Origin of the sequence: Anabaenopsis tanganyikae CS-531, assembly GCF_029891675.1 — a bacterium.
GTDB lineage: Bacteria > Cyanobacteriota > Cyanobacteriia > Cyanobacteriales > Nostocaceae > Anabaenopsis > Anabaenopsis arnoldii.
Map to the genome: position 1 here is coordinate 45,909 of NZ_JANQDF010000089.1, position 22,056 is coordinate 67,964.

Sequence of the window (22,056 nt, forward strand, 5' to 3'; positions counted from 1 at the left end):
GGACTGTAGACCATTTTTATGAGAAGTTTATCTAGGGGATACAACCCCATAAGTTTTGTGAACTGATTGCCTCAAAATTTGCAGTTACTGAGATGCACTCTGTATTATCTGTAGTATATGAATTTTAATTAGTAAGGGCTAGGAAACTACCTATGAGAAAAAATAAAATAAAAACTTTAGGATTCTATCACAAAAGCTTGACTAGAAACCGGTGAGTATGGGAAGTTAAGATAAATGACTAAATTGATTGTAATTTGTGGTGCGACGGCCACAGGTAAATCAGGTTTGGCTTTGAGTTTAGCCGGGGGTTTAGATTCTGTCATCCTCAGTGCTGATTCCCGTCAGGTGTACCGGGAATTTAATATTGGAACGGCGAAACCAACATCTACAGAACAAAAATTAGTACCACATTATTTAATAGATATCTGCGACCCCAGGGACACTATGACGGTAGCAGACTATCAGGAACAAGCACAAAGTTTAATTACTTCCCTACCTCAGTCTCCACTACTGTTAGTTGGTGGTACTGGTTTGTACATCCGCTCTATCGTTCAAGGAATGAAAATTCCCAGGGTTGCACCACATCCAGAATTGCGATCGCAACTGGAATCTTTAGGACAAACCTCCCTATATGGCATTTTAAAACAAGTAGATGCGATCGCGGCCCAAAAAATTCATCCCCATGATACTGTCCGGACTTTACGAGCATTAGAAGTATTTTACATTACCGGTTGCCCCATTTCCCAGCAGCAAGGAGAGAACCCCCCAGATTACCCAATTTTGCAAATAGGTCTAGATTGTGACCCGGAAAAACTAAGGCTGCGCATTCACAGGCGAACCGAACAAATGATCGCTGATGGTTTAGTGGCTGAGGTAGAATATCTCTCTCAAAAATATGGTGCTGATTTACCTTTATTAAATACCTTGGGATATCAAGAAATTAACCAGTATTTGGCGGGTAAAATTTCTTTAGAGTCAGCCAAAGAATTAACTGTTCTACATACACGACAATTTGCCAAGCGCCAGCGTACTTGGTTTAAAGCATATCCTCAAATTCAGTGGTTTAACGCAGATGATCCTGATTTACTAGAAAAGGTTGGGCGACGAGTAGGGGAATTTGTTTAGCAGCAAAGCCTCAACTCTGGGATAAAAGTAGTAACTCTCCCCCTTTGCAAGCGCTATTCTGGTAACAATGAAGATATATCTACATTTGACTATAAAAAGCTATGCTCATCCAAGAGAAAAAGCAATACAACTGGAAAGCTATTATTAAAGCATTTGAAACCGTAGTTGGTAAAAATGGCGTGGTACAACGCCGTGAAGAACTCATCACCTATGAGTGCGATGGTTTAACCAGTTATCGTCAACGCCCTGCTGTGGTATTATTACCCAGAACTACAGAACAAATTGCCCAAATTGTCAAAATATGTAATCAATATTCTGTACCCTTTATCGCCCGTGGTTCTGGTACTGGTTTATCTGGAGGGGCTTTACCTTCGGAAAATTCTGTTTTAATTGTCACTTCCCTAATGCGGCAAATCCTGAGTATTGATTTAGATAATCAGCGCATTGTAGTACAACCAGGGGTAATTAATAGCTGGGTAACACAAACCGTCAGCGGGGCGGGATTTTATTATGCACCAGACCCATCTAGTCAAATTATCTGCTCAATTGGGGGTAATGTAGCGGAAAACTCAGGGGGAGTACATTGTTTAAAGTACGGTGTCACAACTAACCATGTCTTGGGTTTAAAAATTGTCACGCCCACCGGGGAAATTTTAGATTTAGGGGGACAAATTCCCGAAACACCTGGTTATGATTTAACAGGTGTATTTGTGGGTTCTGAAGGTACTTTAGGTATCGCTACAGAAATTACTCTGAAAATCCTCAAAACTGCCGAATCAATTTGTGTGTTATTAGCCGATTTTACCAGTGTCGAAGCTGCTGGAGCAACGGTTTCTGATATTATCAGCGCCGGAATTATTCCCGGTGGGATGGAAATGATGGATAACATCAGTATTAATGCAGTTGAGGATGTTGTCGCCACAAATTGTTATCCTCGCGATGCTACGGCTATTTTATTAGTAGAAATCGATGGTTTAGATGTGGAAGTTCAGGTCAATAAACAACGGGTTATTGAAATTTGTCGCCAAAATGGGGCACGAAATGTAACTAGTGCTAGTGACCCAGAGACACGTTTAAAACTTTGGAAAGGACGGAAAGCAGCTTTCGCCGCCGCTGGACACTTAAGCCCAGATTATTATGTCCAAGATGGTGTCATCCCCCGGACTCAGTTACCTTATGTCCTCCAAGAAATTGAGGCATTAAGTGAAAAATATGGTTATAAAATTGCCAATGTATTTCATGCTGGCGATGGTAATTTACACCCTTTGATTCTGTATGATAATTCTATACCAGGAGCCCTGGAAAAAGTAGAAGAAGTAGGGGGAGAAATTCTGAAGCTTTGTGTTAAAGTCGGTGGCAGTATTTCCGGTGAACATGGTATTGGTGCTGATAAAAAATGCTATATGCCAGATATGTTTACCCCGGCTGACTTGGAAACTATGCAATGGGTCAGGCTGGTATTTAATCCCCAAGGTTTAGCAAATCCTGGTAAAATATTTCCTACCCCCCGCACTTGTGGCGAAGCCGCAAATTCAGTAAATATCAAGCAGTTTCCCGGCGTGGAACAATTTTAATTGGGCTTTAAGTTAGGGTGAGTTTTGTATTGAGGATATCATCACATAATTCTGAGAAATGTTAGTTAGATATCTATATAAAACTGTTTCTCAGTAAAAAACAAAGTCAAGCCCATAAATGAATAGGTTGAATAAACGTAGTTTTTTTTACTTACTGTGTTGGGGATTTGTAATCGCCTACACAGTATTTTCTTTTCCTTTACTAACGGGATCTCAATCGGAGAAAAGCTTACCAATAACAACAGAACTACGAGGGGTTTGGCTAACTAATGTTGCTAGTGGCGTTTTATTTTTGCCCTGGGGAATTGACCGCGCTGTTACACAATTAGCTGCGCTAAACTTTAATACTATTTACCCTGTGGTGTGGAATCGAGGCCATACTTTCTATAAGAGTAAGTTAGCTAAAAGTGTAACAGGATCTGATGCTGATACTTTACTAAATATCATGCACGGCGGACAAGATGTTTTAGCAAAAATTATTCAACTGGCTAGACCTCAAAATTTAAGTGTGATTCCTTGGTTTGAATATGGTTTTATGACCCCACCTCATTCACAATTAGCCAAGGGTTATCCGGATTGGTTAACTATGGGAAAGGAAGGGATAAAATCTACTAACGAAGTTCCTTTAAAGGAAATAAATGATAATTCAGGACATCAGCAAGCTTGGTTAAATGCTCTGCACCCAGAAGTGCAGCAGTTTATGTTAGGTTTAATTCAGGAAGTTGTCAGCATTTATCATGTGGATGGCATTCAATTAGATGATCATTTTGGTATGCCTGTAGAATTTGGTTATGATGCTTTCACGGTTGATCTCTATCGCCAAGAACATCAAGGTAAAAGTCCTCCTAGTGACCCGTTTAATCCAGAATGGATGCGTTGGCGCGCTAATAAGATTACCAATTTTATGGTAAAAGTTCATCAAAGTGTGAAAGCAATTAAACCTAATGCGGTCATATCTGTATCCCCAAATTCACAGGCTTTTGCCTATAAATACTATTTACAAGACTGGGAAACCTGGGTAAGAAGAGGTTTAGTAGATGAGTTAATATTGCAGGTATATCGCAATAATCAAAAGAGTTTTATTACTGAATTAGAACAACCAGCAGTAAAATTTGCTCGGACTCGGATACCGGTTAGTATTGGTATTTTAACCGGAACCTCTACTAGTCCTATGAAGATTTCCCAAATTCAAGCACAGGTGAAAACGGTACGCGATCGCAATTTTACTGGTATTTCGTTTTTTTACTGGGAAAGTTTGTGGGGGAGCATCACCCCAGAACCTCCCCAGCAAAGGCTACAAGTGTTTCAGAAATTGTTTGTCGCTAAAGCTGTTAGACCTTAACCAGGGAAATTCCTGTATACTATCGCTGACAGATTGTATATGCATTTAATATGATACGGCTTTTGGTGACGGTGATTTTACTGGCGTTATTGACAGGGTGTGGTACCATCGGACTATTACCGACTACTCAGTTAGTCCAAAAAGCGATCGCACTCCAGGTAGAACAAACTCAGCAGCAACTCAACCAAAAACTGGATTTAGACTTATCCGATTTTGAAATCAAAGATTTAAAAATTCGCCAGGAACAACCCCTAACCATTGAAAACCTACCAGCTTTCCGCGTCCGGGGAACCTACGATTTAATTTTGCACCTTCCCAAAAGACAGTTAACACAACACCAACAACCTTTTGAAATTTATTTGCAAATTCAGCAAGAAGGTAAGAGCTGGCGCTTGCTAGTTCCCCAACAACAAAATCAGGAGTCACAAGGGAATTGGCGCAGCTATTTAATCCTTTGATATCAGTGACATCACAAAATCTGTGCTGAAGTATATAAACGTTTCATGATTGCTAAGATTTTTGTACCATAATCTAAATCTGCTGACCACCGCCCAGAAAGTTGATAAATTGATGGCGCAATTCCCCGGGTGATAAAGCGAAATCGTGGATCTACCACTTCGGTTACTAAAGGTTCAAGACTCCCATAGGCTTTTAAGTGTTGAATATGCGCTCTCACACCAATTCTGGCGCTAGGAAAAGACGCAGCTTCAACACTACCACCAATACAACCCAAACCAGCAAAGTTATTTTGCTCAGGTCTGACATCGCCCCCAAAACGTAAAAATTCAGTTTCTAAGCACATTTGGCAGAAAGCAATGTCATAGTTTACACCCTCAATCTTACCCTCTTCTCGATACAATTGGGCTATCTGTGAAAAATTTACTAAAGCTTTTTCATGGTTGCTTTTCAGGAATAATTGTAACTCTACTTCCGATGTGTTACCCCTTGACATAATGCGGTCTATTTGATCAACGCAAATTAATAAATTTGAGCGTAAAGTAACTAGATTAATTGTGGTATCCCATGTAATTTGAACGTGAAATTCTCTTAAATCCACAGCTTTAATATAAACTATTTTATGGTAACTAATGCGGTGAACATCTCTTAACTTTAATAAATCAATTTGTAGTTGATCTACTATGTTAATCGGAATGTAGCAATTACCATTAACTAATATTCCTTTCTCACCATATTTTTGCCCATTAATATGAATATCAATAACTGGGTAGTCAGATACAACAGCATTTACAGTACTGCGGTCAATTAGCCGACTCCAAGATATTAAACCCTCAGCAATTCCCAAGGCAAAATCACGGCGATAATTTTGTAACAATAAGCAATCTTCTGGACTGCTGAGAAAGCCTACTTGCATCAATAAAGAAGGAATGATAATCTGGCGGCAAAATGGCAAACTCCCCAAGCAGCTGTCTGTATCTGGCTTAACTCCCCAATTTGCTAACCGCGTGACACGCCCTAAAAGCTTGAGTAATAATAATTCCCCATGACTTTGACGCTCTTGGTTATCAGCAATGTAGTGGACACCCGCACCCTGGAGAGTGGGACTTATAGCAGCTTGAGCATGAATTTCTAGGGCGACATCACCCGGACAGCTCCGGGAATTAATCCAAGCAATACTCTCAGTGGCGCTCAGGTCATCGGGAACCGCTAAAACGTTACAACTTTGCGCGCGTAATTCTGTGACTATTAAATCCCGCAGCAAAATCATTTCTCTGGTTTCGTTTATATTACCTGCTATGGAGCCTGTATATAAACCTTTTGCTGCTTTACCTCCAGCAGCGGAAATAAAAATACGTCCCATTCTTTAGTTACTGTGTGTTATCAAAATTCAGTGCAAAGAATTTTACACATGATTGTTGGCTTTGGAGTAACAATATAATACCTATTAGTGACTACAAAATAATGAACTAAAATGCAAATTCCCCGTTTGCACCCAGATACAATTGAGGAAATTAAACAGCGTGCTGACATTGTTGATATTGTTTCACAGTACGTGGTTTTACGCAAGCGTGGTAAGGATTTTGTGGGCTTGTGTCCCTTCCACGATGAAAAAACCCCCAGTTTCACAGTCAGTCAAACTAAGCAAATGTATTATTGTTTCGGCTGTCAAGCCGGGGGAAATTCTATCAAGTTTTTAATGGACTTGGGCAAACAGTCTTTTGCGGAAGTAGTGTTAGATTTAGCACGACGTTATCAAGTACCTATCCAAACTCTCGCCCCAGAACAACGTCAAGAATTACAACGTCACATTTCTTTACGAGAAAAGTTGTATGAGGTTCTTGCTTCTGCGGCACAGTTTTATCAACACGCTCTCCGACAGAGCCTGGGAGAAAAAGCATATCAATATTTACTACGCGATCGCCAACTCCAAGAGGAAACAATTCAGCGGTTTGGTTTAGGTTATGCACCATCAGGGTGGGAAACTTTACATCGCTATCTAGTGGAAGATAAACACTACCCAGTACAATTATTAGAGAAAGCAGGATTAATTAAGCCGCGTCAGGGAGGAGGCGGTTATTATGATGTGTTCCGCGATCGCTTGATGATTCCTATCCGCGATGTTCAAGGGCGGATAATTGCTTTTGGTGCTAGAACCCTATCTGATGAGCAGCCAAAGTATTTAAATTCGCCAGACACCGAGCTTTTTAATAAGGGTAAAACTTTGTTCGCCCTTGATCAAGCTAAAACGGGAATTTCCCAATCTGATCAAGCTGTGGTAGTGGAAGGATATTTTGATGCGATCGCCCTCCATGCTGCTGGTATTACTAATGTTGTGGCTTCCCTGGGTACAGCCTTAAGCATAGAACAAGTGCGGTCAATCTTACGCTATACCGAATCTAAAGAATTAATACTCAACTTTGATGCTGACAAAGCCGGTAATATCGCTGCTGAACGCGCCATTGGGGAAATAGCCGCACTAGCATATAAAGGTGAAGTACAGCTGAAGATTCTCAATATTCCCGATGGTAAAGATGCTGACGAATACTTATATACTCATACACCAGAAGAGTATATAAAACTGCTAGCAACCGCCCCACTATGGCTGGATTGGCAGATTCAGCAAATTATTCACAATCGAGACTTAAAACAAGCTGCCGACTTTCAGCAGGTTAGCCAGCAAATAGTTAAATTACTTAAAGATATAGATAATAATGATACAAGAAATTATTACATCTCTCACTGTGCGGAAATCCTCAGCTTAGGTGACACCAGACTCATACCCCTACGGGTGGAAAATCTCTTAACTCAAATTGCGCCCACTAGAGTTATAACAAATAAACCTTTACCCCCTCAGAAAAAATGGTATAGTCCCAAACCTACCCCCTCTCCTATTTCAGGGGATAAAAGTCTTTTAGAATTAGCAGAGTCTTTACTATTAAGAATTTATCTGCACTGTCCCGAGCAGCGCCAAGCTATTTTGCAGACTTTAGAAGCAAGGAATTTAGAATTTAGCCTTTCCCACCATCGATTATTATGGCAAAAAATTTTGGAATTAACCGGAGATGAACTAGATTTAATATCAAGGTTACAAAATAAATATTTAGAATTATCAGAACCAATTGAGGTAATTTCCCATTTATTTCATCTGACTGAAAAAACTCAGAAAGACATCCTCCGGACACCCCAAGTAGTCCAAGCAGCCATGGCTGTGATGGAGAGAGTATTTACAGAGAAACGCTATCGTTACTTCTTAGAACTGTGGGAAAAAACCGGCTCAGAATCAGATTACCAATCTTTCTACACCGAAAAAATCCGACTACAGGAATTAGAGTGTCAACGCCAGTTTTCCATTACAGATTTACTTTAATTTCATCCTGAAAATTGCCTATGGGTCACCATACTGAATAAATTTTACCCATGGCAATAAAAAACCACAGATGAACTTTGTTCATCTGTGATTCAACTTAGCAAAAGCCTAAGCTAGTCCTACCAACTTGGCGCTTAAATCCCACAGACGTTCAGCCTTGTCATCATCACTGGCTTCATTAGAAACCTCTTGTAGAAATGATTTACGGTTTTTCTTTTGTCGATTTCCCCAGCTCCAATAAGCACCAGACTGATTATATGCAGGTTCGCTCACCACTTCTGCCACGCGATCGCCAGCCTCCTCCTCGGATACAAAGCCCCCAGTAATGTACTTTTGGAAAACTGGGAAAATCTTCTGAAACAAAGGATAATGATTTCTAAACAGAGCAGTCGTCGCCACACAACCGGGATAGAGCGAGCTAAAAGTGATCCCGTGTGACTCATGATAACGCCGATGTAGCTCCCTCATAGTCAACACATTACACACCTTGCTATCCTTGTAAGCCTTCACCGGTTCAAACTTCTTACCGTCAATCATCGTGACTGGATCTTTAAACCCTTGGGCAAAACCCTTCAAGTCGCCCAAATCTGGACGCGGTGGAATTTTTCCTCCCAACTCCTTGGGGTTATGGGTAACAGTTCCCAAAATCACCAACCTCGGCTCCGTAGATGGGGAATTTTTCAAGTCTTCCAAAAGCAAATTACACAAAAGGAAATGACCCAGGTGATTTGTGGCCACAGTCAGTTCAAATCCCTCTGGACTGCGCAATGGCTCCTTGATTAAAGGCATATAAATTGCCCCATTGCAAACCAAAGCATCCAAAGACCTACCACTGGCGCGAAAGTCCTTGACAAATTCCCGAACACTATCTAAAGAGGCTAAGTCAATATGCATGACTGTGTAGCTGTCCTGCTCCATTCCCAAAGACTTAGCAGCATTTTCCGCCTTGGATAAATCCCGACAGGCCATCACTACATACCATCCCCTTTGGGAAAGCGCTCTCGCGGCTTGCAAACCCACCCCAGAGGAAGCGCCAGTAATCACGACTGTTGACTTCTGATGTTGTGCCATTTTAATTAAAACTGCATGAATTGTCTGGTGACATTTTTATAATTTCTAATTTTCTCATATCACAGAACCACCAAGTTTTAACTTTTGAAAAGCGAATTACTGACAAAACAATGTCTCCCGTGTATCTCTTCCTGTTACGGGATTAGTACCTTTGGCAAGTTGGCACAATTTTTTCTCCTCATCCGGACGCAGCAGAACATCAGTAAAATCAGCACCATCAATAATCGCACCATCAAACCTAGCGTTAGAAGCAAACGCACCTTCTAAAATCGCATTGGTCAAATTAGCTTTAATCAGTCGAGCTGAATCTAAAGTAGCGAAGGACAGATCAGCACTCTCCAAATTTGCCGATTCTAAATTCGCCGCAAAAAAGCTGACACCACGCAAATTAGTATGGCTAAAGTTACTCTGGCGCAGATTAGCTTTAGTAAAACTAGAGTCTGTTAAATCACGTCCGGAAAAGTCAGACTCTATTAAAATCTCTTTGTTATATTCTAGGGCTAAAGCTGTTGGCGTATACCCTACAATTATTATCATGCCCACCACGACCCCAAGCAATACACCGAGTATGCTGGCCCAATTTTCCTTACTTAATCTATTATTCATCATATTTTTAACCAATGGCTAAACCTCCTTTCTCTCATTATCCCGATATTGGTGAATTAGGAGAAGACCTAGTAGCACAATGGTTACAGTCTAGGGGCTGGACTATTTTGCATCGTCGTTTTTGCAGCCGTTGGGGGGAAATCGACATTATTGCCCAGTTTCAGGAGCAACAGCTAGGTAGTGAAGGTGGTCTGTTTGTTGACCAATTACCCCAACTAGCATTTGTCGAAGTCAAAACCCGTAGTCCCAGAAGTTGGGATGCAGGGGGTAAAAGTGCCATCACGCCACAAAAGCAAGCTAAAATTTGGCGCACGGCCAAAATATTTTTAGCTGAGTATCCTCACAAGGCTGACTGCCCATGTCGCTTTGATGTTGCCATTGTCCACCGTCAGCAAATCTCAAAACAGCGGACTGGAATGACATTGACCTCAGAACCTTTAGCTAGTTTATCCGCAGATGGATACCAATTTTATTTGCAAGAATATCTCCGAGCAGCTTTTGATTGTTTTGCTGATGGCTGATGGTCTGGAATTAACAATCACGCTAGTGTTTCCGGACAGTAACCCAATCCTCGCACAAATTGTTGTCGGAAGGCTTCAATTTCTTCTTTCTCAGGGTTACCATGAGAAACTATGGCCACTTGGTAGCGGCGCATTACCTCTACGGGACATTGTCCCCCTTGTAAACTCCAAAGTGCCATCTGCACCCGCATTGGTGGTGTATACCTAATTCCTAATTCATTGAGAAAAGCTCGAAAGTCCCCATCCTCCTGGGGCGAAACTTCCTCTCTTAATTTTATTCTCACCACCCACCCATCAATTTGATGAATTACGGTGACGAAAGAAACTGGCATCTGAGGTCTGGTGTGGAGATGTTGTACAATTCTCAGGGTTATACTGGCATTTGCCAGGTAATATAAATATTCCATAGTTGCTGCTTGGGATTACCGCCCATCCTACATTTCCATCTTCCTCAATAGATCGCCCTTGCGAATAGGGTAAAAGCACCCGTTTTTATATGGGGAGGTCTACCCAATTTTCATCCTATTTCATGGTTTTGTATGTTCCCAATTCACATGAAAGTTACATAATATTAGGCTATGAAGGTAAACTCTAGTACGTTTTGCCGCGATTAAATGCCTATTCGGACGGAATATACGGATGTACTAGCAGTACCAGCTAAATCCAATTTTAAGTAAACTTACATAGAAGGTTTCCGCATGCAATCCATGTTTTATATCTTAACATTTAATGACTAAAAATTAATGTTTTTTAATATCTAGAGACGCACAATTGTGCGTCTCTATAACTTAATCTGTTTTAAATGAAATTTTGCAGATGTTGCACTAGTTGTTCTGCTTGCATCACTCCCTCAATTCTCTCCACTGGCTGACCTTGCTTAAATAGTACCAATGTTGGTAAGGCAGTAATTTGGTACTGATTTGCTAGCACTGTATACTTTTCAGTATCAATTTTTACGACACGCAACCGATTTTGTAATTGAGCATTAACTTTCTCTAAAATTGGCACCATCATCTGACAGGGGCCACACCAATCAGCATAAAAATCCACTAATACTGGTACATCAGAACCAGATAACATCTCTTCAAAACTGTTGAATTGTTTTTTTGTCGCCATGTGACACACACCAAATCTTTATTGATTGCTTTTAATGGTAATGTGTACCTTAAAGAATCGGCATATCATCATTTTGTTTTTATTGTTGCTCAATTTCCCCATCTTCCCAAAGGTATAGATATCCGGATCAGCAAGCAATTAAATCTAAAATCCTGCAATTATAAGCACAAATCACCATAAGATTATTAGCGCGGTTATTTGAAAAGCAAAAGGAATAATTTATGGAAACCTTGCAGGGAAAAGTTGCAATTGTCACAGGGGCTTCACGGGGGATTGGACGAGCGATCGCTTTAGAACTAGCTAAACAAGGAGCGAGTATAGTAGTTAATTATGCTAGTTCTAGCGGTGCTGCCGACACTGTAGCCGCAGAAATTAATGCCGCCGGAGGTCAGGCTATTGCCCTAAAAGCTGATGTATCCAAGGTTGAACAAGTGGAGGCATTATTTAACGCCACCATAGAAAAGTTTCAGCGCCTTGATATTATTGTCAATAATGCCGGTATTACTCGCGACACATTACTTTTACGCATGAAGCCAGAAGATTGGCAAGCAGTAATTGACCTCAACCTGACAGGTGTGTTCTTATGCACACGCGCCGCCAGTAAAATCATGCTCAAACAACGTTCTGGACGCATTATTAATATTGCCTCCGTAGCTGGACAAATGGGTAACCCAGGTCAAGCCAACTATAGCGCCGCCAAAGCAGGGGTCATCGGCTTTACTAAAACAGTCGCCAAAGAACTCGCTTCTCGCGGGATCACAGTTAATGCCGTTGCTCCTGGTTTTATTGCCACAGACATGACCAGTAAACTTAGCAACACCGAAGATATTTTGAAATATATCCCTCTGGGTCGCTACGGTCAACCAGAAGAAATAGCTGGTATGGTGCGGTTCCTCGCTGCTGATCCTGCTGCTGCTTACATTACTGGACAAGTCTTTAACGTTGATGGCGGCATGGTAATGTAATCATGAGTGACTCCAGGTTCTTTGCCAGATGGTAAAGCTCAAGAGCATGACAATACTAATGGCAGTGGTCAATATCACCACCACAGTCATGCCTTGTATTCTCATGGCTAGCAAGTTAAAAACTAAAGTGATACTCCACAGAGTCAAGGCAGCATGGCCTTGGGAAAATCCCCAGGCGAGTAAGCGGTGGTGTATGTGGTCTTTACCGGGGGTACTCAGAGGGTTTTTTCCTGCCAATAACCTGCGGATAAACACTTGTGTAGTATCCAATACTGGCAATATGAGAAATAAAATCGTCGGTCCGAGGGCAAAAATTGTATTTTGTTGCAGGTTACCTAAAATACTAGTTGCAGCTAGGACATAACCAAAAAAGTATGCACCAGCATCACCCATGATAATCCTTGAGGGGTGGAAGTTATGGCGCAAAAAGCCCAAAGCTCCACCCCCTAAAGCTGCCAGCACTAAAATAGCAGCCGCCCGATTGGGAAATTGGGCAGCAACCCCTAACAAACTCATGGCAGTGATAAAACTCACTCCCCCAGCCAATCCATCCATACCGTCCATCAAATTGATGGCGTTAGTGATACCTACTACCCAAAGTACCGTTATCGCCATGGAAAATAGCGAGTCTAGGGGCGTGTTCAATCCAACATCAATCCTGATGCCGTTGGCATACAGCAACAATGCCGTGACAATCTGTGCCCACAGGCGCACAGAGGGCGGCAAACCGAACTGATCATCAATAAAACCAACAAGCACTAGGATGGAACCTCCTAGTAAAATGGTTAGGACTTGAGCCAAGACGCTTTGCAGGGCAATAGGTCGTAACAGGCTAGCTAGTACCATAGCGGCAATCACTCCCGCATAAATAGCTAAACCACCCGCATTGGGTAAAGGCTGCTGGTTGAGTCGTCGTGCATTTGGTTGGTCAGCCCAACCTACCCGCAAGGCAAATTTGCGTATTGTGGGAATCAAACGCCAGGTTACCAACCAAGCCAAAAGAAACGTAAATACTACTGCCAACCAGCCGGAACCGCTAGGGTCGGCAATGCCGAGGGACTTAAGAAAGTTGTCTAGATTCATCCCCCAATTCAAGCATTACTGCCATTGTCCTATATGAGTATCAACTGTAATATTACTCAATTTTGGGAATTTGCATTTATAATCTGAACTGTTTGGTGATTAGCACTCTAGTCTAGTGAGTGCTAAATTGTCTAATGGAAGGACTAGAGAGATAAAACATGGCAAAAATTATTTCATTTGATGAAGAGTCACGGCGAGCGCTAGAGAAAGGTGTTAACGCCATAGCTGACGCGGTAAAAATCACCCTCGGACCTAGAGGTCGTAACGTCCTTTTAGAAAAAAAATTTGGCGCGCCCCAAATCGTTAATGATGGGATCACAGTTGCCAAAGAAGTTGAATTAGAAGATCCCTTAGAAAACACCGGTGCAAGACTGATTCAAGAAGTGGCATCCAAAACCAAGGATATCGCTGGTGATGGAACCACCACCGCCACAGTTTTAGCACAGGCGATGATTCGAGAAGGTTTAAAGAACGTCGCCGCTGGTACTAACCCCATGAGCTTGAAGCGGGGGATCGACAAAACTATTGAAGTGTTGGTACAAGAAATTGCCAAGTTGGCAAAACCAGTAGAAGGAAGTGCGATCGCCCAAGTGGCCACTGTTTCCTCCGGTAATGATGAACAAGTGGGCGCAATGATTGCCGAAGCCATGGAAAAGGTCACCAAAGACGGTGTGATCACTGTGGAAGAATCTAAATCCCTGACTACCGAACTGGAAGTAGTGGAAGGGATGCAAATTGACCGGGGTTATATTTCTCCCTACTTCATTACCAATAACGACAGACAAATCGTAGAATTTGAAAACGCCCGCATCCTGATTACCGACAAAAAAATCAGCAGCATCCAGGATTTAGTTCCTGTGTTGGAAAAAGTAGCCCGTCTGGGTCAACCCTTGCTGATTATTGCCGAAGACTTAGAAGGAGACGCTTTAGCAACTTTAGTAGTCAATAAAGCTCGCGGTGTCCTGGCTGTGGCTGCTATCAAAGCACCCGGATTTGGCGATCGCCGCAAAGCTTTGTTACAAGATATTGCGATTCTCACCGATGGACAGATGATTTCTGAAGAAATCGGTTTAAGTCTAGACACTGCTACTTTAGAAATGCTCGGAACAGCCCGCAAAATCACCATTGACAAAGAAAGCACCACAATTGTGGCCGGTGGTGAAACCAAACCAGAGGTACAAACCCGAGTTGCTCAAATTCGTAAGCAATTGGCAGAAACTGATTCTGACTACGATCGCGAAAAACTCCAAGAACGCATTGCCAAGCTAGCAGGCGGTGTCGCAGTCATTAAAGTGGGTGCGGCCACAGAAACCGAACTCAAAGACCGCAAACTACGCATTGAAGACGCGCTCAACGCCACTAAAGCTGCTGTAGAAGAAGGGATAGTGCCCGGTGGTGGTACAACCCTGATCAACTTGACTAAGAAAATAGACCCCATCAAAGCAACCCTTCACGAAGAAGAAAAAATTGCCGCGGATATTATCAAACGCGCATTAGAAGCTCCCTTACGTCAGATAGTAGATAATGCCGGCGAAGAGGGTTCTGTCATCGTCTCTCAAGTCAAGGAAAGCGATGGCAATATTGGTTACAATGCTGCTACTGGCAAATTTGAGGATTTGATTGCTGCCGGTATCATTGATCCTGCGAAAGTTGTCCGTTCAGCTTTGCAAAATGCTGCTTCTATTGCCGCTATGGTCTTGACTACTGAAGCCATTGTCGCCGAAAAACCAGAGAAGAAACCCGCCGGTCCTGCTCCTGACATGGGCGGCATGGGCGGCATGGGCGGCATGGGCGGTATGGGCGGTATGGGCGGTATGGGTATGTTCTAGTCTGTGTTGCTGAATGTAAATATTTTCTGGTGCAGTTTGCCTTGCTCAGGCAAACTGTTTTTTTTCATCTCCAAGTCTAAGTCTGGCGGGAGCGTTGGGCTGGCGCGACGCTGGTATACTGATCAAATGATTCCTATGGGTTAAAACGGTAAACAGTTAGGGAATGAATTATGAGGAGTGGCGACCAAAATTTAGTTATTTTGACCCTCTATATTATTGGCGTTGCTTACGTCTTTAATCGTATGGTGGAGTCTATTGATGATCAAGTAAAATTTGAATTTAAAAAAGCAGCGGTTGATCAACAACTCAAAGAACAAAATCTCCTCGACCAAGTGGGGATTTCTTTTAAATTCAAATCCTTATATGCCGTAGATGACGTCAAAGATTTATCCCTGAGTATTGAAAATAAATCCGATAATATTGCCATATATGTAGACTGGGACAATAGCTCTTTAGTGGTGGAACATAGCAAGCAATCACGTCGAGTCATTCGCAAATCACCTGATTTAACCCGTGACTTAGGTGTACCACAAAGTCCTAGCCTGATTGCTCCCCAGAAAACTCTTTCAGAAACGGTAACAGCAGAAGATGTTTTTGACCGTGATGCCGCCACAGGAACCTACTCTGCTACCAAACCCATAGTTAATATCACAGCACTAAGTAAAGGTGGTGGACCGCAAAAAAAGTTATATAACGATTTTATGAAGGAAAGAAAGGACTTGACATTTTCACTCCAGCTAGTGTTACGCATCTCTGAATTACGTGTGGGTCTAGCCCCGGGTGTGGATATCCCCCCCACTTGTATTATCAATTGTCCTTTCACTATTAGAAAAGTACCCTGGACTTATGCTTTGCCTTGGAAGAAAAAATAAGTAATCCAAACCAGGCACATTGTGCCATCCCGGATTACACTGGAGTTGGGGAGAGAGTAGGCGCAGGCGGTTGCAGATCAGTTACAGTGACTGGTTTGAGGAAAGTCCGGGCTCCCCAAAGACCAAACTTGCTGGATAACCCCCAGTGCGAGCGATCGCGAGGATAGTGCCACAGAAAGATACCGCCTTTTTTTTAAAGGTAAGGGTGCAAAGGTGCGGTAAGAGCGCACCAGCACAACCGAGAGGTTGTGGCTCGGTAAACCCCGGTTGGGAGCAAGGCGAAAGGAAACTAAGGTTGGTCTTTTACCAGTTTCCAATGATTAGAGCCGCTCGAGGCGTTTGGTAACAAGCGTCCCAGATAGATAACTGCCCTCAAAGGTGTTTTTTAACAGTCGGCGAGAACAGAACCCGGCTTATGTCCGACTCTCTCCCCTCTTTTTATTCCCCAGCCCCCCATCCCGTTTAATGACACTTGTTTATCCACGTCGTCAGCGACAGCTCGAAAGTTTAGTCAGAAAGTTAGGTTTACCACCAGGTTTACCCATTAAGTGGGAACTGTTGGATTTGGCTCTGACTCATCCTAGTGTTTCTGAATCCGCAAATTATCAACAATTGGAGTTTGTCGGTGATGCGGTGGTGCGACTGGCGGCCTCGGTAGTTTTGTGGGAAACATATCCTGATTGTCCAGTAGGGGATTTTGCTGCTATTCGTTCAGTTTTGGTGAGCGATCGCATCCTGGCTCAACTAGCAAGAGAATATGGTTTCCAGTTATATTTACTTGTGGTCGGTAGTGCTACCAGTGATAAAATTGGTCAAGAATCACGATTAGCAGATGCTTTTGAAGCTGTTCTAGGTGCCTTGTACCTGAGCACAAACAACCTGGAATTAATTCGCCCTTGGCTAGATTTTCACTGGCAAAAGTTAGCCACGGAAATTCGCCGCGACCCAGCCCGACTCAACTACAAAGCAGCTCTCCAAGAATGGACACAGGCAGAATTTAAAGTTTTACCTGAGTATCGAGTCAGGGAAGTTAATCAACCGAATCCACATCAAGATCGCTTCGCCGCAGAAGTTTGGCTTCATGACAATAAACTAGGTGAAGGTAAAGGACGCTCAATCAAAGCTGCGGAGCAAGCCGCAGCCAAAGTAGCTTTTTTAGCTATTTGTCCCCCAGAAAAACAGTGAATATAACGATAGCTCTGACTTCCTAATGGCGAGTCAGGTAACCCATAATGCCGTTATCTTGACCACCAGAAGTCTCAATCACGCCTTCTTTTGCAGCTGCACCAGTTAATAAAGCACTATCAATCATCGGCAAGGTAATCTTGACAGCCGTGCCTTTGTTTATACCCGCACTTTCCAGAGTAATACTACCTCCCATCGCTTCGACTAAATTCCGCGAAATAGCTAATCCTAGCCCCGTACCTTCAACTTTGCGTGTGGTTCCTCCATCTAACATCACAAAGGGGCGAAATAGTTTGTGCTGCTGGGTAGGTTCTATCCCTAGACCTGTATCTGTGATGCTGATTATTACCTGAGATTTGTTCTGACTAGATTTGGAAATGGCTGTAGCAATGGTAATGCTTCCTTGGTCGGTAAACTTAGTGGCATTACCAATGATATTAATGATCACCTGCTTTAACTTTACCGCATCTGCTGCGACAGGAATCAAATCAGTACCTAAATCGGTTTTTAACTGCAAACCTTTGTTTTGAATATTTACTGATTGTAAATTAATCACTTCCAGCAGTATTTGTCGCAGATCAATAGGTACTGTAACTACTGACAGCTTACCTGCTTCAATTTTAGAAATATCAAGCAGCTCATTAATAATACCTAACAAGTGAATAGCTGTTTCGTCGGCACGTTGCAGAAATTCTATTTCCTCTTCCCGGCTATCACACAAGCCATCATGCACCACCCGCACACAATTAATAATCACATTAAGTGGATTTCTCAACTCATGGGAAGTAGTAGCCAAAAACTGACTTTTGATCTGGTTGGCACTTTTTGCCTCTTTCCAAGCATTTTCTAGTTCTTCGGCCCAGGCCTTGAGTCTCTCAACCATTTGGTCTATGGCTTGGGCTAGTTGGTTAAACTCCCGAATTTGGAAATTTCGCGGTACTGGTTGTGCGGCGTGGTGGCTATGAAGATGCAGAGCATAGTCTCGCAATTGTTCTACAGGAGTGGCTAAATAAGGCGCTAGATATAGGGATACTAACAAACTCGCACCAATCAAACCAACTGTTAAAACAATCAGGATGAGTTTAATTTCTTCTAAACCTAGGAGGGCATTATCTACAGTGGTTACAGCCAGAACTATCCATTTTTTCCCCGGTTGTGTTGTGATGGGATTAGCAATAGCCCTGTAACCCACGATGAATTCTGTACCCTCTTGAGAAGCTAAATTGACGGAGTTACTTTGTCCCGCTACGGCATTTTTGACAATTGCTTGCAGTTGGCCAGCATCTGGGTGTTCTTGAATATTACTACCAACTAACTCCGCTGATGGGTGTGCTAAAATTATCCCATTTTCAGAAATTACTACCGTAGAGCCTGTTAAGGAACCCGGTTGATTTGTGCTTTGTTTATATAGTGCTGATTTGATGCTCAATGTATATCGCACTTGCCCTGTGGGGTTGTTGACTGGGGTAGATAGTAGCAGTTGCAGTTGATTACCCCGATTTATTTGACCTGTGGTTCCTAATTTTGGCGGTAATATTTTTTGTATATTAATTTCTCCTGTTTGCTGAGGAATAGATGATTCCCACTCGGTAATTGGTTGCTCACCACAGCTACTGGCAATAATTTTACTTGTTTGTATATTGGTTAATTGTAAGCAGTCAATGTGACTTGGTAATTGTTTTGCTACTTCAGTGAGATATTTTTCTACTTGGGCTGAGGAACCGGACTGAATGACTCTTGTTTGACTCAGAATGAGTAAGTGAGTTTTGAGGCTAGCGATCGCATTAGCTATTTTTTCACTTTTGAAAACAGCACTCTCTGTAAGATTTTCGCCGGCGGTTTTTAATAGGCTAGATCTGGCTTTATTCAAAGCCACGATTTCCCCGAGCAATATCACCGGGACAAACAACAGCAAAATTCTTGTTACTAAAATACGTCGAAAGGATGATTGACGAGCCTTAGCCATCGAGTATCTCACTTCGCATCTGTAAACCACAAAATTAACGATGTGCAATTAGAACAGCTCAAAGAGATATTCTGCTAAGTTATAATTGTGTTTTTGTCAACTGCCAAAAGTTGCAAATATTGAACGTATAACCAGAAATTAGACATATCAAAACTCTTATGGGGTAAATGTGAATGTGACTGCTGTTGCATATAGATATAGATATATTATGAAATTGCTCAATAGTAGCCGTAGGCAAATATTGTTTAGCAAATCAATTCACTAACAAGTAAAATTTCCAAAATATCACACTCATCCCATAATGCAACATCGTCCTCATACTATAGTAGTTTTGGCCATGAGTGCAGATGGCAAGATAGCAGATTTTAGGCGATCGCCTGCTCGTTTTGGCTCAGGAGCTGATAAAGCACACCTGGAAAAACAAATCGCTGCTTCTGATGCCGTTTTATTAGGTGCTGGCACTATTCGCGCCTACGGTACAACACTTACCGTATCACAACCAATTCTGCTGCAACAACGAATGAAAGAGGGTAAACCCCCCCAGCCGGTTCATATAGTCCTTACACAATCTGCCGAACTTCATCCGGAAATTAGGTTTTTCCAACAGCCTATTGAACGCTGGTTACTCACCACAACCACGGGAGCAGATGCTTGGGCAAAAAGGCAACAGACAGCACCCACAAAGGAGTTAACAGCCTTACAGGGTTGTCCTGCTAAATTTGATGAAATTCTCATTTTTGATACACCCACGGGCAATGTAGACCTATCTGCTGCTTTGTTACACCTTAGATCCCTAGACATAAACCGGTTAGCAGTATTAGGGGGCGGGGAATTAGTAGCTGCTCTATTGCAATTAGATTTAATTGATGAACTGTGGTTAACAGTGTGTCCACTAATTTTAGGCGGTGCATCTGCGCCTACACCAGTAGAGGGTGAGGGATTTTTATCACAATTAGCCCCCAAGTTAGAACTTTTAGAAGTGCATCAAGTCCAGCAAGAGGTGTTTTTACACTATCGGCTACAACGTTAATCTATTGTAGCCATTCCCCATTCCCCATTCCCTATTCCCTTAATGGTTATTAACTGTATTCTAGGTAACCCACTAGTCCACTTTCAGTGGACTTGAGCTATTAGACAGGGAATTTATTCCCTGGCGAATGGAAGTAGACAACAATTTCCCCCTTACTCCTTACCTGTTCCCTGTTCCCTTTTTTATTTCCCCAAAGTTTTATTTAAAAAAATTTACTTAATTTTGACATCACAGCGGATCTTTGACAAGTGTCATAGGTTATACTACTGGCTAATAATTCTCTTGGCAGTTTCACCAAATTACAAAGTACTTTATTGACAATCTGGTGCGGACATCTCCAATGTCCCGAAATAGTGCGATCGCCATCGCCTATAACAAAAACAGCCCCCGTATAGTAACTGATTAAATTTACATTTTCAACTTAAGCAGTAGCGGAAACCCTTGACTTTTGTAGCTCACAGATATTTGGAGAAAAGGTGATTTATCTATGGTAACTAGTGCTTCCAACCAACCCAACTTAGTAATTAGTTCCCTGACAATTCCCACAGAGGTAACTTGGGGCGAAACCTATGAGGTTTCTTGGACGGTCACCAACCAAGGTGAAACAGCAACCAGGAGAAGACAGTGGTATGATGAGGTTTACTTTTCACTTAATGACCAACTGGGCAATGACTTTTATTTAGGTGATTACGAATACGAAGGCGGGGTATTAGCACCAGGGGAGAGTTACACTGGCTCTGCTCAAATTACCGTCCCCCCCGGATTTAGCGGAACTGGATATATTTTTGTTATTGCTAATAATTATAGTGACCAATTAGAGACAGACCGACAAGATAATCTAGCAGTCCAAGCAGTACAGGTCAGTGCTTCTGATTTATTGGGTGATTTACCGGATTTAGTAGTCACCTCAATTACGGCGGCGGAATCTGTGAGGTGGGGGGAAACTCAGGAAATATCCTGGACTGTTACTAACCAAGGTAGTAAGACAACTGGGACAAACTACTATGGGTGGAGCGATAGGATTTATTTTTCCTTAGATGATAGTTTTGATGAGAATGATATACTTGCAGGTGAGTATTCTAACTATTATTATAATCAACAACTAGCTCCTGGGCAGAGTTATACAGCTTCACAGACAGTCACAGTTCCCCCTGGGTTTACAGGTAGTGGGTATTTGTTGGTAGTGACAAATTCCTATTATAGTCTATACGAGTCGGATATTACTAATAATGTTTTGGCGCAAGCAATTGAAATTAACCAAGTTGATTTACCAGATTTAGTAGTCACGGAAGCAACCATTTCTAGCAGCACCCCAGGTTGGGGTGAGTCTGTAGAAGTAAGTTGGACCGTGACCAATCAGGGAGAGGGTATAGCTAAAGAGGAGTGGTATGATTATATTTACCTATCCACAGATGACATATGGGATGATAGTGATCGCTATGTGTCCGATTTCTGGGCTGGTAATAGCCCCTTGGCAATAGATGGAAGTTACAGCTTAACAGGCAATATATTCATTCCTTATGATGTAGCAGCGGGGAATTATCATCTGCTAGTAGTGACAAATCCTGACGATTATTACTACTACAACCAACAATATGAAACAGATGAGACTAATAATACCTTTGCAGTTCCCATTACCATCAACGAAGTTGATTTACCAGATTTAGTAGTCACGGAAGCAACCATTTCCACTAGTACCGCAGGTTGGGGTGAGTCTGTAGAAGTAAGTTGGACTGTGGCTAATCAGGGAGAGGGTATAGCTAAAGAGGAGTGGTATGATTATATTTACCTATCCACTGATGAGATATGGGATGATAGCGATCGCTATGTGTCCGATTTCTGGGCTGGTAATAGCCCCTTGGCAATAGATGGAAGTTACAGCTTAACAGGCAATATATTCATTCCTTATGATGTAGCAGCGGGGAATTATCATCTGTTAGTAGTG

19 protein-coding genes and 1 other RNA gene are annotated in these 22,056 nt (G+C 42.3%); 13 read left to right on the forward strand and 7 right to left on the reverse strand.

Going from position 1 to position 22,056, the window contains the following annotated elements:
* Positions 1 to 234 precede the first annotated feature (234 nt).
* From miaA to NWP22_RS09075, 4 genes are all read left to right on the forward strand, one after another.
* Positions 235 to 1,125: a tRNA (adenosine(37)-N6)-dimethylallyltransferase MiaA gene (miaA, locus tag NWP22_RS09060; RefSeq protein WP_271731805.1), complete on the forward strand. Its 891-nt coding sequence runs from the start codon at positions 235 to 237 to the stop codon at positions 1,123 to 1,125.
* A gap of 101 nt (positions 1,126 to 1,226) precedes the next feature.
* Positions 1,227 to 2,699 carry a glycolate oxidase subunit GlcD gene (gene glcD, locus NWP22_RS09065; protein ID WP_271731806.1) on the forward strand — a complete coding sequence of 491 codons (1,473 nt, stop codon included), beginning with the start codon at positions 1,227 to 1,229 and terminating at the stop codon, positions 2,697 to 2,699.
* A 118-nt stretch (positions 2,700 to 2,817) separates the two neighbouring features.
* Entirely contained in the window at positions 2,818 to 4,041 is a 1,224-nt protein-coding gene (locus tag NWP22_RS09070; protein WP_280801765.1) for a glycoside hydrolase family 10-like protein, read from the forward strand.
* Positions 4,042 to 4,091: 50 nt separating this feature from the next.
* A complete protein-coding gene (locus NWP22_RS09075; protein ID WP_271731808.1) occupies positions 4,092 to 4,499 on the forward strand; it encodes a hypothetical protein in 408 nt (135 codons plus the stop codon).
* 11 nt (positions 4,500 to 4,510) lie between these two features.
* Here NWP22_RS09075 and tftA read toward each other — a convergent pair whose 3' ends face one another.
* The gene (tftA, locus tag NWP22_RS09080) at positions 4,511 to 5,860 is read right to left on the reverse strand and encodes a hormogonium tapered terminus morphoprotein TftA (protein ID WP_280801766.1); all 1,350 of its coding nucleotides are present in this window, start codon (positions 5,858 to 5,860) and stop codon (positions 4,511 to 4,513) included.
* Positions 5,861 to 5,971: 111 nt separating this feature from the next.
* On the opposite strand from tftA, the gene dnaG reads away from it, so the two are divergent.
* Positions 5,972 to 7,867 carry a DNA primase gene (gene dnaG, locus NWP22_RS09085; RefSeq protein ID WP_271731477.1) on the forward strand — a complete coding sequence of 632 codons (1,896 nt, stop codon included), beginning with the start codon at positions 5,972 to 5,974 and terminating at the stop codon, positions 7,865 to 7,867.
* A 108-nt stretch (positions 7,868 to 7,975) separates the two neighbouring features.
* Here the strand turns inward: dnaG and NWP22_RS09090 are convergent, their stop codons facing one another.
* Positions 7,976 to 8,938 (reverse strand): protochlorophyllide reductase, encoded by a 963-nt coding sequence (locus tag NWP22_RS09090; RefSeq protein WP_271731478.1) that lies wholly within the window; start codon positions 8,936 to 8,938, stop codon positions 7,976 to 7,978.
* A 96-nt stretch (positions 8,939 to 9,034) separates the two neighbouring features.
* The gene (locus tag NWP22_RS09095) at positions 9,035 to 9,544 is read right to left on the reverse strand and encodes a pentapeptide repeat-containing protein (RefSeq protein WP_271731489.1); all 510 of its coding nucleotides are present in this window, start codon (positions 9,542 to 9,544) and stop codon (positions 9,035 to 9,037) included.
* A 14-nt stretch (positions 9,545 to 9,558) separates the two neighbouring features.
* Between NWP22_RS09095 and NWP22_RS09100 the strand changes: the two genes are divergently transcribed.
* Positions 9,559 to 10,065, forward strand: coding sequence for a YraN family protein (locus NWP22_RS09100; RefSeq protein ID WP_271731479.1), 507 nt, complete (start codon positions 9,559 to 9,561; stop codon positions 10,063 to 10,065).
* 17 nt (positions 10,066 to 10,082) lie between these two features.
* On the opposite strand, the gene NWP22_RS09105 is transcribed toward NWP22_RS09100, so the two are convergent.
* Both NWP22_RS09105 and trxA read right to left on the reverse strand, forming a co-directional pair.
* Positions 10,083 to 10,472, reverse strand: coding sequence for a hypothetical protein (locus NWP22_RS09105; protein WP_271731480.1), 390 nt, complete (start codon positions 10,470 to 10,472; stop codon positions 10,083 to 10,085).
* Positions 10,473 to 10,863: 391 nt separating this feature from the next.
* Positions 10,864 to 11,181: a thioredoxin gene (gene trxA, locus NWP22_RS09110; protein WP_271731481.1), complete on the reverse strand. Its 318-nt coding sequence runs from the start codon at positions 11,179 to 11,181 to the stop codon at positions 10,864 to 10,866.
* Between the two features lie 221 nt (positions 11,182 to 11,402).
* Between trxA and fabG the strand changes: the two genes are divergently transcribed.
* Complete coding sequence (fabG, locus tag NWP22_RS09115; protein WP_271731482.1) at positions 11,403 to 12,146, forward strand: 3-oxoacyl-[acyl-carrier-protein] reductase; 744 nt, start codon at positions 11,403 to 11,405, stop codon at positions 12,144 to 12,146.
* On the opposite strand, the gene NWP22_RS09120 is transcribed toward fabG, so the two are convergent.
* Entirely contained in the window at positions 12,147 to 13,229 is a 1,083-nt protein-coding gene (locus tag NWP22_RS09120) for an MraY family glycosyltransferase (protein WP_271731483.1), read from the reverse strand.
* A gap of 158 nt (positions 13,230 to 13,387) precedes the next feature.
* Between NWP22_RS09120 and groL the strand changes: the two genes are divergently transcribed.
* The 4 genes from groL to rnc all read left to right on the forward strand — a co-directional run bounded on the left by groL (position 13,388) and on the right by rnc (position 17,115).
* On the forward strand, positions 13,388 to 15,058 hold the full coding sequence (gene groL, locus NWP22_RS09125; RefSeq protein ID WP_280801767.1) for a chaperonin GroEL: 1,671 nt from the start codon (positions 13,388 to 13,390) through the stop codon (positions 15,056 to 15,058).
* Between the two features lie 170 nt (positions 15,059 to 15,228).
* Positions 15,229 to 15,930 carry a hypothetical protein gene (locus tag NWP22_RS09130; protein ID WP_271731485.1) on the forward strand — a complete coding sequence of 234 codons (702 nt, stop codon included), beginning with the start codon at positions 15,229 to 15,231 and terminating at the stop codon, positions 15,928 to 15,930.
* A gap of 53 nt (positions 15,931 to 15,983) precedes the next feature.
* An RNA gene (gene rnpB, locus NWP22_RS09135) (RNase P RNA component class A) lies at positions 15,984 to 16,361 on the forward strand.
* Positions 16,362 to 16,395: 34 nt separating this feature from the next.
* On the forward strand, positions 16,396 to 17,115 hold the full coding sequence (gene rnc / locus NWP22_RS09140; RefSeq protein WP_271731486.1) for a ribonuclease III: 720 nt from the start codon (positions 16,396 to 16,398) through the stop codon (positions 17,113 to 17,115).
* Between the two features lie 22 nt (positions 17,116 to 17,137).
* Here rnc and NWP22_RS09145 read toward each other — a convergent pair whose 3' ends face one another.
* Entirely contained in the window at positions 17,138 to 19,081 is a 1,944-nt protein-coding gene (locus tag NWP22_RS09145; protein ID WP_271731487.1) for a sensor histidine kinase, read from the reverse strand.
* A gap of 298 nt (positions 19,082 to 19,379) precedes the next feature.
* Between NWP22_RS09145 and NWP22_RS09150 the strand changes: the two genes are divergently transcribed.
* Positions 19,380 to 20,111, forward strand: coding sequence for a RibD family protein (locus tag NWP22_RS09150; RefSeq protein WP_271731490.1), 732 nt, complete (start codon positions 19,380 to 19,382; stop codon positions 20,109 to 20,111).
* Between the two features lie 487 nt (positions 20,112 to 20,598).
* A partial coding sequence (locus tag NWP22_RS09155) for a CARDB domain-containing protein (protein ID WP_280801768.1) occupies positions 20,599 to 22,056 on the forward strand: 1,458 nt, incomplete at its 3' end.